Source organism: Micromonospora rubida (assembly GCF_009908295.1).
GTDB lineage: Bacteria > Actinomycetota > Actinomycetes > Mycobacteriales > Micromonosporaceae > Micromonospora > Micromonospora rubida.
Genome location: NZ_JAAALO010000005.1, coordinates 317813 through 334526, shown reverse-complemented (window position 1 = coordinate 334526; position 16714 = coordinate 317813). Strand labels below are relative to the sequence as shown.

The window sequence follows — 16714 nt, the reverse complement described above, 5'->3', positions numbered from 1 at the left end:
TGTACATCAGCCCTTCAGACGATTCGCTTCAGCATCGCGTCGGCCAGCGCGTCGCAGCACTCGGCCAGCCGAAGGCCGACGACGTCGATGCGACGCAGCAGCTCACGCTGCCGCAGCATCTCGGAGGTCACGTCGCCGGCCAGCAGCCGCCCGAGCGCCTCCTGGTACACGCGACGCACGACGCCGGCCCGCTTCCGCACGGCCAGCACGAGGTCGGCGACGTCGGTCGGATGGTCGACCAGCTGCGCAAGGGCGCGGCGCAGCAGCGCGAGCCCTTCCCGTACGGCGATGAGCGCCGGCACGGCAGCGTCCACGGTGGGCGCGCCGAAGAGATCGTTCTCCCGTACGAAGTCCCGTAGGTTGTCCAGCACGTCGTCGATCGACCGGGAGAGCCGGAACAGGTCCTCGCGGTCGATCGGTGTGGTGAGCGAGGCGGCGAGCTCGACGACGAGTTGCCGCCGGTGGTCGTCGCCGGCGTGTTCGATGTCGCCCATCCGGGCCCGGCCCGTGGCCGACGGCACGGCCCTGGTGACCACGTCGATGGCCAGGTCCACCGCCTCCTGGTTCTGCTCGAGCTGGCGCAACAGGATGCCGACGACCCGGTGGTGGGAGCGGCCGGCGAGGTCGTCCACGATCCGCCAGACCCGGCGCAGCCGACGGCCGGTCACCGGAGCCCTCGCACGGCCAGCCCCGCCACCGCCGCCATGCCGAAACTGGCCGGCAGGGTCACCAGCCACGAGATCAGGATCGGCACGGCGTACTGCCAGCGCACCCGCCGTGCGCCCTGGCTGGCGCCGACGCCGACCAGGCCGGCCGCCACGGACTGGGTCATGCTGACCGGCACCCCCAGCCCGGCGGTGCCGAACACCGCCGCGGACGAGGCGATCTCGGCCGAGACGATCTGCCACGGACGTGGCGGGGACAGGCTGAACGTGGCACCGCGCGACATCCGCCGCAGGCTCGTCAGCGCCCCCGCCGCGAACAGCGCCGCCACGGCGGACAACACCGGCAGCGACAGTTCGGCCGAGCCGTGGACGGCGGCGACGGCGACCGCGGCGACCGCGAACATCTTCTGCCCGTCGTTGGCCGCGTAGGCCAGACACTGGCAGCCGAACGCGCCGACGTGCGCCAGTCGGACCGTGGCCGATGCCCGACCGGTGGTCGGGACCCGCAGGGCCAGCACGCCGAGCAGATAGCCCAGCAGCCCACCGACGAGGGGCGCGGCCGCGCCGATGCCGAGCATCGTCGCCAGAGTGGTCCACGACGGCATGAGCCCGAGCCCGAGCCCGGCGCCCGCCAACCCACCGATGATCGCCAGGGTCACGCTCGTCGGTACCCCCCGCCACGTCAGCACCAGGACCAGTGCGACCGCCGCCGCCACGCCGATCACGACGATCGGCTGCCCGCCGCGATCGCCGGAGGCGACCAGCCGGCCGGTGAACGCGTGCGCCACACCCAGTCCGAAGAGGCGGGGACCGGCGACGATGGCGGCGAGTAGCAGCCCGAGCATGGCGATGCCGGCGACCTCGCGGTGGCGTAGGGCGAGGGCGAGCAACGCACCGCCGTCGTTGGCGCCGCAGACGAAGACGAACACGGCGGCGAGCACGGACAGCACGACGCTCACAGACCTGACCAGTGACCGCGCTGCGTCGCTTTGCGCTCCACATACCGCTGCCTGGCCGGCGGGCCGTCCGGCGTGGTCGACACCGCAGCCACCGGTACGTCCCACCACGTGTCGTTGGCCGGGCTCCCCGGTCCGCCGAGCTCGGTGCGGACGTGCACCACCGTGGTGGTGGCGGCGGCCCGCGCCTTCACCAGCGCCGCGCGGACCTCGTCGAGGGTGTCCGCGGTCAGGACGTCGGCGCCCAGACTTGCCGCGTTCGCGGCCAGGTCGACTGGCAGCGGCTGGCCGTCGAAGCGGCCGGAGGCCGGGTCGCGGTATCGGTAGACGGTGCCGAACCGGGCACCGCCCACCTGCTCGGACAGCGCCCCGATGGAGGCGTACCCGCCGTTGTCGACCAGGACCACCACCAGCTTGAGCCCCTCCGCCACGGCGGTGACCAACTCCTGCGCCATCATCAGGTAGGAGCCGTCCCCGACGAGGACGAACACCTCGGCGTCCGGCTGGGCCAGCTTCACGCCCAGGCCGCCGGCGATCTCGTAGCCCATGCAGGAGTAGCCGTACTCGACGTGATACTGCCGAGGGCTCGCCGGCCGCCACAGCTTGTGCAGGTCGCCGGGCATGGAACCGGCCGCGCAGACGACCACGTCGGCCGGGCGGGCGGCGTCGTTCACCGCCCCGATGAGCTGGCTCTGGGTGAGGGGGCCGGGCCCGGGGCGGCGGGCCTCGTCGACGGCGTCGTCCCACCGGCGGGTCAGGGTCACGGCCAGCTTTCTGCGCTCCTCGCTCACCTGCCAGCGCGGCAGCGCCGCGTCGAGGGCCCGCAGCCCTTCCCGCGCGTCCGCGACCAGGCTGACCGCGCCGAGCTTCGCCGCGTCGAAGGCGGCCACGTTGAGGTTGACGAACCGCACCGACGGCTCGGCGAACAACGACCGCGAGGCGGTGGTGAAGTCCGCGTAGCGGGTGCCGATGCCCAGCACCACGTCGGCCTCGGCGGCGAGGGCGTTGGCGGCCGTGGATCCGGTCACGCCGATCGGGCCGACCGCGCACGGATGGTCGTGGGGCAGCGCGCCCCGGCCGGCCTGGGTCTCCGCCACGGGGATGCCGGTGCGTCGGGCGAAGGAGGCGAGCTCGTCGTTGGCGTCGCTGTAGGTCACGCCGCCGCCGGCGACGATGAGCGGGCGGCGGGCCGCAAGCAGGGCCTGCGCCGCTCGGCCCAGCGCGGCCGGCTCGGGCACCGGGCGCGGCACGTGCCAGGTCCGCTCGGTGAACAGCTCGTCCGGCCAGTCGTACGCCTCGGCCTGCACGTCCTGCGGCATGGCCAGCGTGACCGCTCCGGTCTCGGCCGGGTCGGTGAGCACCCGCATCGCGGCGAGCAGCGCCGCCGGCAGCTGTTCGGGGCGGTTGATGCGGTCCCAGAACCGCGACACCGGCCGCAGCGTGTCGTTGACCGACACGTCGTAGGAGCGGGAATCCTCCAACTCCTGAAGGACCGGACTGGCCACCCGGGTGGCGAAGATGTCCCCGGGCAGCAGCAGGACCGGCAGCCGGTTGACGGTGGCCAGGGCGGCGCCCGTGACGAGGTTGGTGGCGCCCGGCCCGATCGAGGTGGTGCAGGCGAACGTCGACATCCGGGCGGTCATCCGGGCGTAGCCGACCGCGGTGTGGACCATCGCCTGCTCGTTGCGGCACTGGTAGTAGGTCATCCCCGGGTCGCCGTCCAACTCGGCCTGGCGCAGCGCCTGGCCGAGCCCGGCGACGTTGCCGTGGCCGAAGATTCCGAAACAGCCGGCGATCAGCCTGTGCCGTCGCCCGTCACGCTCGCTGTACTGGTTGGCGAGGAAGCGGATGGTCGCCTGCGCCACGGTGAGTCTCATGCGCCGGTCCTCCCCAGATAGGTCGTCATCGGTACGCGTGGGTCGACCGGCTGGCCGGACCAGGAGCTGCGAATCCACCCGTGCGCGGGGTCGTCGGCGCAGGCCATCGACCGCTCGGTGGCCGGGCCGGCCAGGACGTTCAGGTAGTAGAGGTCGTAGCCGGGGGCGGCCATCGAGGGCCCGTGGTAGCCGTTCGGCACCAGGACGACGTCGCCGGCACCGACCTCGGCCAGCACGCTGGTGGTGCCGTACACCCGCTGGTAGGCCAGGCCGCGCGTCTCGAAGTAGTAGATCTCCTCGAGAACCGCCTCGCCGGGAGCCTCGGTGTCGTGCTTGTGCGGTGGGTACGACGACCAGTTCCCGCCCGGGGTGAGCAGCTCGACGGCGACGAGCCTGTCGCAGTCGAAAGCGTCCGGGGCGCAGAAGTTGTTCACCTGGCGGCTCGCCGTCCCCGCCCCACGCACCTCCACCGGCACCTGCTCGGCCGGGCCGTAACGCGGGGGCAGCCGGCGTCCGGCCCGCGCCGACGGCAGCGCGAACCGCCCACCTGTCGTGCTGGACACCTCCACCCGCGCCCCGATCGGCAGGTAGCAGAAGTCGCTGACCCGGTCGAAGACGCTGGTCCGGCCGACGAGCTCGAACCGCGTCCCGTCGCAGTCGACCAGTGCCGAACCGGTCAGCGGCAGCACCAGCATCTCGTCGTCACCGGTGGTGAAGACGCGCGTCTGACCGGGCTCCAGGTCCAACACCCGCAGCCCGCAGTAGGTCCAACCGGCTGCTTCCGGTGTCACCTGGACCGTCCACCCAGGTGTCGTCGTAGCGCCCCGAGAAATGTGCACCGCAGTCACCGCCTTCACAGCAGGGCGGTGGCCGCGTCGACGGCGGCCGCCACATCGTCGTCGGCCGGGTAGAGCAGCGCGCGTCCGGCCACCAGCCCGCGCACGCCGGGCAGCTCCAGCGCCTTCTGCCAACCGGCGTAGGCCTGCTCGGGCGGCGCCTCACCGCCGAGCAGCAGCACGGGCAGCGTGGTGGCGTCGAGGACCCGGTCCATCTCCTCGACGACCGGGATCTTCAACCAGGTGTACGCCGAGGTCGCGCCGAGCGCCTGACCGATGCCGATCGCCCGGATGAGCGACTCGGGGCGCTGGTCGAGCTGCGTCCGGCCGTCGACCCGGCTCACCGGCAGCGGCTCGACCATCGCCATCAGGCCGCGCCCGGCCAGCGCCGTCACCGCCCGGCCGCACGCCTCCAGGGTGTTGACCGTGCCCGGGTCGTTGAGGTCGATGCGGCACAGCATCTTGCCGCCGTCGAAGTTCATCGCGGCGATCGTCTCGGCGTCGTAGCCGGTGAACCGGTCGTCCAGCTCGAACACCGAGCCGGTGATGCCGCCACGGTTCATCGATCCGATGACGAGCTTGTCGTCCAGGACGCCGAGGAGCATGAGGTCCTCGACGATGTCGGCGGTGGCGAGCACGCCGTGCACGCCGGGGCGGGCAAGCGCTACGCAGAGCCGGTCGAGCAGGTCGGCCCGGCTGGCCATCGCGTCGGCCCGGTCCCGGACCCCGATCGTGCCGCGGGCCGGGTGGTCCGCAGCGATGATCATCAGCCGCTGGTCACCCCAGTCGGACAGCCGCCGCCGGGACCGCGCGGACTCCGCGACCACGGCGGGTCGGCTGGCGCGGCGTCGGACCAGGTCACCGATGTGGGCACTGGCATCAGACATCCGGATTCTCCCCGAGCAGGGCCGACACCTCGTCGGCGGTGGGCATGGCGGCGGAGCAGGCCAGCCGAGAGGCGACGATGGCGCCCGCCGTGCTGGCGTACCGCAGGGTGTGACGCAGCGGCCAGCCGGCGAGCATGCCGTGGCAGAGCGCACCGCCGAAGGCGTCGCCGGCGCCCAGGCCGTTGACCACCTCGACCGGGGTGGGTGGCACCCGTACCCGCTGGCCGTCGGCCGTGCGGCCGAGCACTCCCTCGGGCCCGAGCTTGACCACGGCCAGGGCGACACCGAAGTCGAGCAGCGCCTGCGCGGCCCGCTCCGGATCATCCTCACCGGTGGCCACGGCGCACTCCTCACGGTTGCCGACAGCCACGCTCACCGCGCCACTGGCGAGCGCGGCCCGGTAGCGCCCGGTGGCCTCCGTGGCCGAGGGCCAGAACATCGGCCGATAGTCCAGGTCCAGCACGGTCGGTCCACGGCGATGGGCGAGCACCGCGTGCAGTGCGGCGCGGCTGGGCTCGGCACACAGGCCGGTGCCGGTGAGCCAGACGATCCGCGCCGCGCCGAGCGCGTCCAGGTCCAGCTCCTGCGCGGCGATCTCCAGGTCGGGAGCCTTGGGCTCGCGGTAGAAGTACAGCGGAAAGTTGTCCGGCGGGAAGATCTCACAGAAGGTGATCGGTGTCTTGAGGATCGGCACCGGCCGGACGAACCGGTCGTCGACCCCGTATTCCTTGAGCGCGGTGCGCACGAAGTCGCCGAACGGGTCGTCTCCGGTGCGCGTCACCACCGCGACGTGCCGTCCCAGTCGGGCGGCGGCGACCGCGACGTTGGTCGGCGACCCGCCGAGGAACCGGCCGAAGGTGTCCACCTCGGACAGCGGGACACCGGACCGCAGCGGGTAGAGGTCGACGCCGCACCTACCGACGGTGATGAGGTCGAAGCCGGTCACGACGGCAGTCCCCGCAGATAGGCCAGGCAGGCGGCAACCTCGGTGACCGGTCCGGCCCCGGCCGGCGGTTCCCGGTCCAGGACGAGGTCCTGCTCCAGCACGTACCAACCGGCGTAACCGGCCTCCTCCAGCGAGGCGACGATGGCGGCGATGTCCACGTCGCCCTGGCCGAGCGGGCGGTAGAGGCCCTGCGCGACTGCGTCGCGGTAGCTCACCGCACCGGCGCGGACCCGCTGGGCCTGCGCGGCATCGACGTCCTTGAGGTGCACGTGTCGCACCCGCGCCGCGGCCTGGCCGGCCAGCCGCACCGGATCGCCGCCGCCGGCCAGCACATGACCGGTGTCCAGGCAGAGCCCGATGTTGGAGCCGTCGAGCAGCCGCTCGATCTCCTCCGGTCCCTCGATCATGGTGCCGACGTGCGGGTGCAGCGTGGCGGTCACGCCGGCGTCGGCGGCCACCCGATCCAGCAGGTCGAGGTTCGACAGCAGGGTCCGCCAGCCGTCGGCGTCGAGCTCCGGGCGGGAGTCGTATCCGTCGAGACCGGTCGCCGCGGCGAGGACGAGGACACCCGCGTCCGCCGCCCGGAACTGCCGCAGGGCGGCGGTGACCTCCGGCACCAGATCCTGGGTCGCCTCGTGCAGCACCACCGGCAGGAACCCGCCGACGGCCCGCAGCCCGTGCCGTCGCAGCGTCTCCCGGCGGGCCGCGCCGTCTGCGGGCAGGAACCCGTCCGGGCCGAACTCGCTGGCCGTCAACCCGAGTGCCGCCATCTCCGCCAACACCCGGTCCACGTCCAACTGGTGGCCCCAGCCGGGCACCTCACACACGCCCCAGGAAATGGGCGCGCCCGCCAGCCGCCGCGTCATGCCAGCACCGCCGAGTGCTTCAGCCCGTTCGCGGGGCTGCCGGCGCGGATCTCCTCGATCCGCACGGGCCGGCGCTCACGCCGCGAGCGGTCGGCGGCCTCGGCGATGTAGAGCGCCTCGAGCGCCTCGGAAACGGTGCACGCGCTGCTACGCCGACCGGCCACGTAGTCGAGGAACGCGTTCATCTCCGCCGTGTAGGACGCGCTGAAGCGCTGCCAGAAGTCCGGCCACGGCGCACCGCTGGGATAGCTGACACCGGGTTCGGCCGAGCGCAGCGGCGCCCGGTCGTCAAGGCCGACGACGAAGGTCGACTCGGTGCCGGCCAGTTCGGCCCGCACGTCGTAGCCGCCGCCGTTGTACCGCGAGCCCTGCAGGGTCGCAAGGGTGCCGTCGGCGAACGTCAGAATGGCCACGGAGGTGTCGACGTCGCTTGCCTCGGCGAAGATGCTGGCACCCCGGTTCGCGCCGGTGGCGTAGACCTCGACGACCTCCTGGCCGGTCAGCCAGAGGGCGATGTCGAAGTCATGGATGTGGCAGTCGCGGAAGATGCCGCCGGACAGGGGGATGTACTCGGCCGGCGGAGGCGTCGGATCGGCCGTGAGCAGATGCAGCCGGTGCAGGGTGCCGACCGCGCCGCTGCGCAGCGCCTCCCTGGCCGCTCGGTAACCCGCGTCGAAACGGCGCTGGAACCCCACCTGCACCCGGCCGTCGGCCGCCGCCACCCGCTGGGCGATCTCGACCGTGCGGGCCAGATCGGCCGCGACCGGCTTCTCGCAGAACACGGTCAGCCCGGCGTCGACCCCGCGCTCGATCAGGTCGGCGTGCGTGGCCGTGGGCGTGGCGATGACGATGCCGTCGAGCGGCGTGGCGAACACCTCGTCGATCGGACCGACAGCGCGTACGCCAAGCTGTTCTGCCACGTCACGAGCGCGCTCGGGCATGACGTCGCCGAGCACGAGCTCGGTCACCTCGGGGTGACTCGCGAGCAACTGGGCGTGTGTCGCACCGATGCGTCCGACGCCGAGCAGTCCAATGCGCATGAACGAATACCTCCCACGTGTTGAACACCGGTGGCGGCAGGCGCCAGCACGATGCATGCCATGATTCGTAGTCCCCGTCACACACCGAAGTCAAGACTTTGTCAGGACATTCTGATGTCTGCTAACTTGTTGGTTGTCAGCATCAGGGTCTGCGACGAAGCGTGAGGAACCATTGACCAACTCCCTGTCGATCACGCTCGACCGGACGAGTCCGGTCCCGTTGTACTTCCAGGTCGCCCAGCAGATTGAGGCGATGATCGACGCCGGCACCCTGCCCGCCGGCCACCGGCTGGACAACGAGATCCAGCTCGCCGATCAGATGGGCCTGTCCCGCCCGACCATGCGGCAGGCCATCCAGCACCTCGTCGACAAAGGGCTGCTGGTGCGCAAGCGCGGGGTCGGCACGCAGGTCGTGCACAGCATGGTGAAACGGTCGGTCGAGTTGTCGAGTCTCTACGACGACCTGGCGCTGGCCAGCAAGCGGCCCACCACCACCGTGCTCAACATGGCTCGTGTTCCGGCCGAGGACGACGTCGCCGTCGCCCTGCGAGTCCCACCGGGCACCGAGGTGGTGCACCTGCAGCGGCTGCGGTGCGCGCAGGGGGAACCCCTGGCGATCATGCACAACTGGCTGCCGGACGGGCTGACCGACCTCACCGTCGAACGGCTGGAGCAGCGTGGCCTCTACGAGATGTTGCGCGCCGCCGCCGTCCACATGCGGGTCGCCAACCAGCGCATCGGCGCGCGCGCCGCGACCCTCGCGGAGGCGAAGCTGCTGCACGAGCGGCGTGGCGCACCGCTGCTGACGATGAGCCGCACGACGTACGACGACAACGGCCGTGCCGTCGAATACGGCTCGCACGTCTATCGGGCGACGCTGTACACCTTCGAGATCGCACTCGTCGAGCGCTGATCGTGACGCACGCACCGTCGCCCGGCCCCGCGATGCGGGACCGGGCGACGGTTGGTTCAGCTTCGGGGACTCCAGCCTGTCGGGTCGACAGCCAGATCGAGATCCTCGGCGATGTCATCCCACTCGACGAACTTGAAGTTCGTCGTGGTGCGCGGCTCGCCATTGCCGTCGAGCACCTCAGGGCCGTCGAAGCCGTCCTGAACGACGAACAGGCCCTCGTCGAACCTGTCACCGAGCGGCACGTTCATCACCATCGCCCCGTCGCACTCTTCCGAGCCGTCCGGGTGGGCGGGGTCGGAGTGCGGCCCGACCCGGAACGAGCCGAGGAAGGTGTTGGCGCCAAAGCGCTGGTACACCACGAAGCTGTTGTCGCCCTGACTCGACGCCAACAGGTAGCCCTTGCCGTTGGCCCGGTAGTAGATGGTCAGGCCCTCGACGTCGGCCGTGATGTGCGTGCCACCGTAGCCGGGATCGGGGCCGGACTGGTAGCACTCCTCGGTCACCGGGTCGTAGGCGAGCGGGAGGCCGAACTCCTTCACCTTGTCCATCAGGACCGGAGTCCCGGTCAGGGTTGCCGACACCTTCCAGATGCCGACGTCCTCCTGACCGGCGTAGAGCACACCGCTGGTGGCGTCGACCACCATGCCCTCGACCTGCGGCAGGTCGCCAGGGTCGTCGCACGGCGTCCAGGTGGTGCCGTTGGGCAGCGCGAAGCTCTGCGGCAGGGTGAGGCTGCGAACCTTGTGGTAGGTGACGGTCCCGGCCGGGGTGACGGTGAGCTCCAGAAGCGCCACGCTGGTCTCGTGCCGTTGGCTCACCAGCGCGTAGTTGCGCCCGGTCGCGCGGTCCTTCCACGTCGCCAGCCCGTAGGCCGTGCGCCCGTCGTTGACCTCTCCCGCGTTCGCGGAGAACACCAGCGGAGCCGCCGCGCTCGTCACATCGGTGAGCGCCGTGCTGCCACCGGCCGGGTTGATCCGGTAGACCCGCAGCGTGTCACGGCCACGGTCGGTCGTCACGGCGAGGTCGACAGTGGCGCCACCGACCCGGACCCCGTACAGCAGGTCCACGTTGTTGAACCGGCCGGGCTCGTCGTCCGGCCCCGGAGCTGCCGGTGCCGCGATGCTCTGCACCAGCCCACCGGACAGGTTGTAGACCCGCAGGCCGCCTTCCTTGGCGGTTCCCACCACCAGACTCTTGGCCGAGTTGGTCGGATGCACCCAGATCGCAGGATCGTCGGCATTGGCGTTGCCGCCTGCGGTGTCGTCGAACAGCGTGGGCGTCTCGAGTTCCGCCTTGATGGTCGGGACGGCCATGGCGGCGGCCGGCGTCGAGGTCGACGCCACGACAACCACCGCTGTCAGGCAGAACGAGGCCGCCGTCAGCAGACGACGATCGGGTTTGAAGCGCATTGTGCCTCCCGGACGTGGGACGGGGATGGGGGAGAACCTTGCGAAGACGGACGTTACATCAGTATGTCATTACAAACAATAGTCACGACATATTGGCGTTCCTGATACCGGCAACAGCCTCCCCACCTGCGCCGCAAGCCGGTGAAACGACGATGGATCGACGGCTCCGCCGGCGTGGTTTCCGCGCCCGGTGGCTCCCCGGGAGGTGGCCACCTGCGCAGCTGCCCGCCCGTCGCCGGGCGGGGAGGGCCAGCCGTCGTGCCTCGTCGGCCTGCGCACGTCCGGGTGGCTGCTCCGAGCCGGCGAAGCATCGGTGCCCAGACAGGACCGGCCGTCCCGTGGCGAGTTGTCCAAGACAGCTCGTCGGGCCGGGGCAGGGCCCCGGCAAGGTCGCGGATTGTCCGATCCCGCCCGAGGTTCATCCACCCTCCGGGAATGGCGTTCCGCTCCTTGCGGATGACCCGAGATCCTGGCCAGGGCCTCGGTCTCACCGGTCCTGAGCTTGTCTCCTCCCGCGAATGCCCCGGGAGGTCGCCGCGGCGCCGCCCCATGCCGCCCCATGCACCGGGCAGTCGGGTAGCGGCCCGAGGAATACCCCCACCCAGTCGGGGACCTGCCCTTCAAGCCCCTATGGAGCTGCCCCGTCCACGCTCCCACTCCGCCGACCGCACAAACGGGGCAGCTCCATAGCGACCAACGGAGGGCAGGCCGCTCCGGCAGGGGCCGACCCGGCGAGAGCCGACCCGGCGGAAGGCCGATCCGGCAGGGGCCGATGGTGTCGGCGGCGCGCGCATCCCCTGGGGCCTGCCAGCCGGAGACCCTTACGACGGTGCCGGGGCCTGCGGACCGGGGCAGTCTGGGCGGGGTCTGCTGTAGCGTCCGGGTCCGTCGTGTGCCGGGGCGTGGGAAGGTATGGCTGGCAGCTTCGCGAGAAGTTCCGAGAATCCCGGCAGCTCCGCTGACGCGTTGCCGAGGACCGCGAGCCGGTGTCTCTTCGCCACCTCACTTGCCGGGGTGGACATGGTCGTCCTTTCCGGGGGTGAGGTGGGGGGTGGCGGCGAACTCTGCCAGCGTGAGGGCGCCGGCCCTGCGCTCGTAGCGGGTGAGCGAGGTGTTGGCCACGGGGGTGGCGGCGATGATTGTGGCGAGGTCGTCGAACGCCAGGTCTTCGATGAGGTGGCGCATCACCACGACCACCGCGTCGTGGGCGATGAGCAGGACCCGCCGCCCGGCGTGCTGGGTGTGCAGGTCGGCCAACACAGCGCGGAGCCGTCGGGCGATGTCGTCGAAGGACTCACCACCGGGGGGCCGGTAGGTGAACTCGCCGTCGGCCGCGAGCCGGGCTGCCTCGGCGGGGAACCGCTGGGCGATCATGACAGTGGTCAGCAGCTCCAGGTCACCCATGAGCCGGTCGCACAGGCGGTGATCGGTCGAGGCGTCGGGGTACGGTACGCCGAGGCCGGATGCGGTTTCGGCCGCCCGGGACCAGGTCTGCTGTGCGCGGACGTACGGGGAGGAGATCACGAGGTCGGGGCGTCGGTCGGCGGGCAGATCGGCAAGCCAGTGACCGAGGCGTGTGGCCTGCTCCCATCCCAGGGGCGAGAGCTCGATGTCGGCGTCCCGGCCGGTCAGGCCGTGGTCGGCGAGGCCCCGTGCGTGCGCGTCGGCGAAGGCCACGTTGGCGAGGCTCTGTCCGTGTCGAACGAGGGCCAGCTCAGCAACGGTGTCCACGTCCCCATTGTCTCGGATGGGGCTGTCAGGCATCGGGTAGCTGCGCGAGCACTATCTCCGTCGTCCGGACCGGCGGGTTCGTGCCCGCCGGTCCGGCCGTCAGGAAGGCCGACCGGGCAGCTCAGACCCGGGTGACCCGCACCGCGTCGGCGATCACGTAACCGGTGGCGTTGGTCCAGCGGCTCACGCCGACCAGATTGCGGTCGCCGGCGGCAAGGTTGAAGGTGCCGATCGAGCGCCACGCCCCGCCGCCGGTGCGCTGGTCCACGTTCACCGTCTGGGTGCCCGAGGCGGTGACCACGACGTGCGGCGTCGCGCTGTTGTAGCCGGCGTCGGCCGGGTACCACACGTCGATCCGGTGGTTGCCGGCCGCCGGGATGTTCACCTTGAACCAGGCCGCGTCACTTTCGAGCACCGGGTTGGCGAAGCGGTACTCGGTGCCGTAGCGCTGTGCCGAGTAGGCCGAGGAGGACCAGTTGGTGCTGGCGGTGAAGCGGCCAGCGGTGGCGTTGTCCACGATGGCGCTGAACGACGTCGGCGGCGGCGTGGTGGCCAGGCCCAGGTAGGCGGCGATGCCCTGGGCGTGCGCGCGCGCGACGGCGGTGATGAAGTCGGCGCGCTTGAGCAGGTTCGTGTCGGCGACCGAGTCGATGAACAGGTTCTCGGTCAGGACCGCCGGCATGGCGCTCTCGCGAAGAACGTGGAAGTTGGCGGTCTTCTGCCCCCGGTCGGCCACCGATCCGATCGACCGCATGCCGGCGATGATCCGCGGGTGGAGGGCGTTGTGCAGGCTGAGGTCCTCCGCGCCCCCGCTGGGATAGCGGTAGCTCTCGAAGCCGGTGCCGCCGCCGGAATTGATGTGGATGCTCACGAAGATGTTCGCGCCCCAGGCGTTGGCGTCGTCCGTGCGGTAGGCGAGGCTGCGGGTGAGGTCGGTCGTGCGGGACATCCGCACGTCGACGCTGTAGTTGGCCAGCAGGATGTCGCGCACCTGGAGCGAGATGGCGAGGGTGAGGTTCTTCTCCTGCAGGCCGTTGCCGACCGCGCCGGAGTCGGTGCCGCCGTGGCCCGGGTCGATGTAGACGCGGGGAAGGGCGGCCTGCGCGCGGCCGGCGAGCAGGGGTGCGGCCAGTACGCCTGCCGCGGTGGCGAGAAGGGTGCGGCGTCGCACGGCGGAGTTACCAAAACTGGACATTGACGCCTCTCGACTACGGAGTGGGGTGGGCTGGCGGCCTGGACCTCGCGTCACGGCCGACGATGTGCTCGGCCCCGACCGGCGTCCCCGCCCACCCGGTGCCACCGTCACCGGCGGGCCGGGTGTGCGTCCGCCTGGCTTGATCCAGAAGACGTTCCTGGCGAGATCGTAACGAGCATCGATGCCTACGTGAAGAATGTTTACATGAAATTATCCTGATCTTGGAAGATTCCTACGCGCCGGGAGGCTGGTCCCGGCACCTCCCAGCCCTGACCCCCCGGGGTGCTCACCGCGTTCGTGTCTCCTCCGCTCCCGTGCGGCGGCGTGCCGCTGGGCGGTGGAACGCGACCCGGTCGGTTTGGTGACCACATGCTTGCCGTGTGTGACCGAATGGTTGAGGGTCGAACCGCAGCACATCTCCCGCACCTGCGACTGAGGAGTCCCATGCAGCCGTTCGACCTGACCAATGGCGACCAGATCCTCAACCAGAACGCGTTGGCGAACAACGTCAGCGGGCTGAACCTGTCCGTACGCACGGATCTCGGCGCCCGCGTGGAGGCGTGGCGTCCGGGGCCCAACATCGTCGGCGACCAAAGGTTCTTCTGCCACGGCTACTCGTTGGGCACCTTCGGCCCGCACAGGTACACCGTGTGGGGCCGGTTCCTGCCCCGCGTGCTGGCCGACGAGTACCAGACGCTCGGGCGGATCGACATCGCGCGGAACGTCGCGGCCCGCGACGTCTTGGTCTGGTGGCTGGGGGGCACGGACGCATACCACTCCGCGGTGGTGGAGCAGCCCGTGACCCTGCCCACCGGCGTTCTGGACCCGGCACAGACGGGCGTCAGCTCGAAGACCGGCACCGGTCCGCTGCGGATCGGCATCCTGGCCGAGGACGTGAAGCAGCAGTACCGGTCTGCGGCGTACATCGAGGTGTACCGCCGAAACCCGTGAGGTGCGGCGCGGGACGGTCGTACCGCTGCGGAATGGGGGACCTGCTCGACCTTCGCGGGTGGCAGCATCGTCGGGCATCGCCGGAACCGTCACGAAGGAGGTCACGTCGACATGCATGTGGGAGACGCCGCCGACCGCCCCGAACCGGGCTTCACCCGGCCCGGGCAGGTGCCGCTCATCGCGAGCCGGGTGGAGTGGAGGGAGATGCCGCATCCCGATCGCACCGCAAATCGATACGACGTCATCGGCACGCTGTTGGCGGCGGGCATCGATGCGGCCCGGATACACATGTATTACGACCACGAGGACGGCGGTGCCTACTGGGTTGTGACCCTGGATGACGGGCGCGCGGCCGTACTGACCGACGACACAGAGGAGTATGTGGGTCACCTGGAGGGGCCGTGGCCCTTCAAGGCCATATTCCTCAGCCCGGACGGTGTCCGCACAAAGATCGATTACTCTGTCGACAAGCTGAAGGCCGCAATCGTCACGTGGTGTGCCGAGGCCGTGGGACCTCGGTGAAGGCGGGGGACAAGGACGTTGTTCGAGCCCGGCTCGCGTTCCAAGCAGACCTTGACCTTCATGCTGCCTGAGGACGTCTCCGCGTTCAGCGACGCGGTGGCGCCGTCGATCGGAGGGCTCGCGCAGTGGGCGACGCACGACCGGGAATCGGGCGTCGTCCTTCACGAGTCGCTGTCGTCCGCGGCCCGGCACGCCGGCGTCCAGGCGTTCCTGCGTCTCCTCGGCCGGGACGGCGGCGTGGTGGGGCCCGCCATCCAGTACCTGCACACGCGCGTGTGGACGACGGACGCCGACGTCCTCGAAGCGACGGGCGGCCGATACCGGCCGGTCGCGACCCAGCCCGAGGAGATGCAGCCCGGCCGGCTGGCCTTCAAGTGGTTCCCGGATGCCGAGGCGGACCGGGTTCAGAAGGACTTCGTCGAGTTGATCGGCCTTGCGTGGAAGGCGCTCAACGGGGTTACCTCCCCGCACCTGATGACGGCCGCAGGCAAGCCGGTCCGCAACTGGCGTATCGGGCCGGCGGCGAAGGCATGGGTGCGGCGCGACCCGGGGCGCGTCATGCACGACGGCGCACTGCACCTGCACCTCAGGGAACCGGGCAGGCGCGGGTCAGCGTGACGACCCCAGGGCGTCCGACCTCATCGACGGTTGTTGCAACCCAGTCGGTTCGCGTCAAGTAGATGACTTTCTGCGTCACCACGCTGCTTAGTTTTTGCAGAGGCGTGACGTAGCATTACGGCGTGACGAAGCGACTGACCGAGGTGGCCCGGAAGGCGGGCGTCAGCGAGGCGACGGTCAGCAGGGTGCTCAACGGGCGCGGTGGCGTCTCCGAGTCCACCCGCACCGCCGTGCTCACCGCGCTGGACGTGCTCGGCTACGAGCGGCCCACCAAGCTGCGGGGGGAGCGGGCCCGGCTGGTCGGGCTGGTGCTGCCCGAGCTGCAGAACCCGATCTTCCCGGCGCTCGCCGAGGTCGTCACCGGGACGCTGGCCCAGCGCGGGTACACCCCGGCGCTCTGCGCCCGGACCATCGGTGGCGTGCCCGAGTCGGACTACGTCGAGATGCTGCTCGACCACCAGGTGTCCGGCATCATCTTCGCCGGCGGGTCGTACGCGCTCGCCGGCGCCTCGCACGACCACTACCGCCGGCTGACCGACCGAGGGCTGCCGGTCGTGCTGGTGAACGCGGGCGTCGACGCGCTGGACTTCCCCCGCGTCTCCACCGACGACGCGGTCGCGGTCGAGCAGGCGTACGGGCACCTGCGGTCGCTCGGCCACGAGCGGATCGGCATCGTGCTGGGCCCCGAGGACCACGTACCGTCGCGACGCAAGCTGGCCGCGTTGGCCCGGATCGCCGGCTGGGCCGACCCGGACGAGTGCGTGGAGCGGTCCAGCTTCTCGATGGAGGGGGCCCGGGTCGCCGCCGCCAAGCTGGTCGGCCGGGGCGTCACCGGCGTCATCTGCGCCAGCGACGTCCTGGCGCTGGGCACGATCCGTGCGGTGCGCCGACTCGGGCTGTCGGTGCCCGGCGACGTGTCGGTGGTCGGCTTCGACGACTCGGCGTTCATGACCTGCACCGACCCGCCGCTGACCACCGTGCGGCAGCCGATCGAGATGATGGGCCAGGCCGCCGTGAACCTGCTGGTCACCCAGATCGACGGTGCCGGCGTCATGCGCGACGAGCTGCTGTTCGAGCCCGAGCTGGTGGTACGCGGTTCCACCGCGCCCGCCCCCGGCCGCTGACCCGGCTCCACCGCGCCCGCCCCGGCCGCTGACCCGGGTCCGCCCGGCCGCTGGCCACCGTTCCCACCGTTGACTGTCGCGCCGCTGACCGTCGCGCCGGGCGCTGACCGACCACCCGGCCGTCGGCCACGGTCCGCCTCCCTCGTCGCCGAGCGCCCCTCCGGCCGTCGACCGCTGC

At 71.2% G+C, this 16714-nt stretch carries 16 protein-coding genes; 5 read left to right on the top strand and 11 right to left on the bottom strand.

Features of this window, described 5'->3' with window-relative positions; all coding sequences use genetic code 11:
• Positions 1 to 14: 14 nt before the first annotated feature.
• Genes GVV04_RS20630 through GVV04_RS20595 form a run of 8 tightly spaced genes read right to left on the bottom strand, consistent with a single transcriptional unit; the run spans position 15 to position 8130 of the window.
• Complete coding sequence (locus GVV04_RS20630) at positions 15 to 668, bottom strand: DUF47 domain-containing protein (RefSeq protein ID WP_201753846.1); 654 nt, start codon at positions 666 to 668, stop codon at positions 15 to 17.
• Positions 665 to 1624 carry an inorganic phosphate transporter gene (locus tag GVV04_RS34440; protein WP_201753845.1) on the bottom strand — a complete coding sequence of 320 codons (960 nt, stop codon included), beginning with the start codon at positions 1622 to 1624 and terminating at the stop codon, positions 665 to 667. The genes GVV04_RS20630 and GVV04_RS34440 overlap by 4 nt, the downstream gene beginning before the upstream one ends.
• Complete coding sequence (iolD, locus tag GVV04_RS20620) at positions 1621 to 3498, bottom strand: 3D-(3,5/4)-trihydroxycyclohexane-1,2-dione acylhydrolase (decyclizing) (RefSeq protein WP_161689712.1); 1878 nt, start codon at positions 3496 to 3498, stop codon at positions 1621 to 1623. The genes GVV04_RS34440 and iolD overlap by 4 nt, the downstream gene beginning before the upstream one ends.
• Complete coding sequence (gene iolB / locus GVV04_RS20615; RefSeq protein ID WP_161689711.1) at positions 3495 to 4337, bottom strand: 5-deoxy-glucuronate isomerase; 843 nt, start codon at positions 4335 to 4337, stop codon at positions 3495 to 3497. Before iolB ends, iolD begins: the two co-directional genes overlap by 4 nt.
• Before the next feature lie 14 nt (positions 4338 to 4351).
• Positions 4352 to 5221, bottom strand: a complete 870-nt coding sequence (locus GVV04_RS20610) for a Cgl0159 family (beta/alpha)8-fold protein (RefSeq protein WP_161689710.1) — start codon at positions 5219 to 5221, stop codon at positions 4352 to 4354.
• A complete protein-coding gene (gene iolC / locus GVV04_RS20605; RefSeq protein WP_328822485.1) occupies positions 5214 to 6167 on the bottom strand; it encodes a 5-dehydro-2-deoxygluconokinase in 954 nt (317 codons plus the stop codon). Before iolC ends, GVV04_RS20610 begins: the two co-directional genes overlap by 8 nt.
• Entirely contained in the window at positions 6164 to 7033 is an 870-nt protein-coding gene (locus GVV04_RS20600; RefSeq protein ID WP_161689709.1) for a TIM barrel protein, read from the bottom strand. Before GVV04_RS20600 ends, iolC begins: the two co-directional genes overlap by 4 nt.
• Positions 7030 to 8130 (bottom strand): Gfo/Idh/MocA family protein, encoded by a 1101-nt coding sequence (locus GVV04_RS20595; protein WP_235966492.1) that lies wholly within the window; start codon positions 8128 to 8130, stop codon positions 7030 to 7032. The genes GVV04_RS20600 and GVV04_RS20595 overlap by 4 nt, the downstream gene beginning before the upstream one ends.
• 115 nt (positions 8131 to 8245) lie before the next feature.
• Between GVV04_RS20595 and GVV04_RS20590 the strand changes: the two genes are divergently transcribed.
• The gene (locus tag GVV04_RS20590) at positions 8246 to 8986 is read left to right on the top strand and encodes a GntR family transcriptional regulator (protein ID WP_161689708.1); all 741 of its coding nucleotides are present in this window, start codon (positions 8246 to 8248) and stop codon (positions 8984 to 8986) included.
• Between the two features lie 56 nt (positions 8987 to 9042).
• On the opposite strand, the gene GVV04_RS20585 is transcribed toward GVV04_RS20590, so the two are convergent.
• The 3 genes from GVV04_RS20585 to GVV04_RS32275 form a co-directional block, all read right to left on the bottom strand.
• Complete coding sequence (locus GVV04_RS20585) at positions 9043 to 10395, bottom strand: phytase (protein WP_161689707.1); 1353 nt, start codon at positions 10393 to 10395, stop codon at positions 9043 to 9045.
• 1002 nt (positions 10396 to 11397) lie between these two features.
• The gene (locus tag GVV04_RS20580; RefSeq protein WP_161689706.1) at positions 11398 to 12126 is read right to left on the bottom strand and encodes a histidine phosphatase family protein; all 729 of its coding nucleotides are present in this window, start codon (positions 12124 to 12126) and stop codon (positions 11398 to 11400) included.
• 121 nt (positions 12127 to 12247) lie between these two features.
• Positions 12248 to 13321, bottom strand: coding sequence for a golvesin C-terminal-like domain-containing protein (locus GVV04_RS32275; protein WP_201753842.1), 1074 nt, complete (start codon positions 13319 to 13321; stop codon positions 12248 to 12250).
• Between the two features lie 444 nt (positions 13322 to 13765).
• Here GVV04_RS32275 and GVV04_RS20565 point away from each other — a divergent pair, with 444 nt between their 5' ends.
• The 4 genes from GVV04_RS20565 to GVV04_RS20550 all read left to right on the top strand — a co-directional run bounded on the left by GVV04_RS20565 (position 13766) and on the right by GVV04_RS20550 (position 16536).
• A complete protein-coding gene (locus GVV04_RS20565; protein WP_161689705.1) occupies positions 13766 to 14272 on the top strand; it encodes a hypothetical protein in 507 nt (168 codons plus the stop codon).
• Between the two features lie 111 nt (positions 14273 to 14383).
• Positions 14384 to 14794 (top strand): hypothetical protein, encoded by a 411-nt coding sequence (locus GVV04_RS20560; RefSeq protein ID WP_161689704.1) that lies wholly within the window; start codon positions 14384 to 14386, stop codon positions 14792 to 14794.
• An 18-nt stretch (positions 14795 to 14812) separates the two neighbouring features.
• A complete protein-coding gene (locus tag GVV04_RS20555) occupies positions 14813 to 15412 on the top strand; it encodes a hypothetical protein (protein ID WP_161689703.1) in 600 nt (199 codons plus the stop codon).
• 122 nt (positions 15413 to 15534) lie between these two features.
• Complete coding sequence (locus GVV04_RS20550) at positions 15535 to 16536, top strand: LacI family DNA-binding transcriptional regulator (RefSeq protein ID WP_161689702.1); 1002 nt, start codon at positions 15535 to 15537, stop codon at positions 16534 to 16536.
• Positions 16537 to 16714: the final 178 nt, after the last annotated feature.

Bases quoted from the DNA above. Each gene is read 5' to 3' on its own strand.
- iolD (WP_161689712.1), bottom strand. From the start codon at position 3,498: ATGAGACTCACCGTGGCGCAGGCGACCATCCGCTTCCTCGCCAACCAG.
- GVV04_RS20610 (WP_161689710.1), bottom strand. From the start codon at position 5,221: ATGTCTGATGCCAGTGCCCACATCGGTGACCTGGTCCGACGCCGCGCC.
- GVV04_RS20600 (WP_161689709.1), bottom strand. From the start codon at position 7,033: ATGACGCGGCGGCTGGCGGGCGCGCCCATTTCCTGGGGCGTGTGTGAG.
- GVV04_RS20595 (WP_235966492.1), bottom strand. From the start codon at position 8,130: ATGCATCGTGCTGGCGCCTGCCGCCACCGGTGTTCAACACGTGGGAGG.
- GVV04_RS20585 (WP_161689707.1), bottom strand. From the start codon at position 10,395: ATGCGCTTCAAACCCGATCGTCGTCTGCTGACGGCGGCCTCGTTCTGC.
- GVV04_RS32275 (WP_201753842.1), bottom strand. From the start codon at position 13,321: ATGTCCAGTTTTGGTAACTCCGCCGTGCGACGCCGCACCCTTCTCGCC.
- GVV04_RS20565 (WP_161689705.1), top strand. From the start codon at position 13,766: ATGCAGCCGTTCGACCTGACCAATGGCGACCAGATCCTCAACCAGAAC.
- GVV04_RS20560 (WP_161689704.1), top strand. From the start codon at position 14,384: ATGCATGTGGGAGACGCCGCCGACCGCCCCGAACCGGGCTTCACCCGG.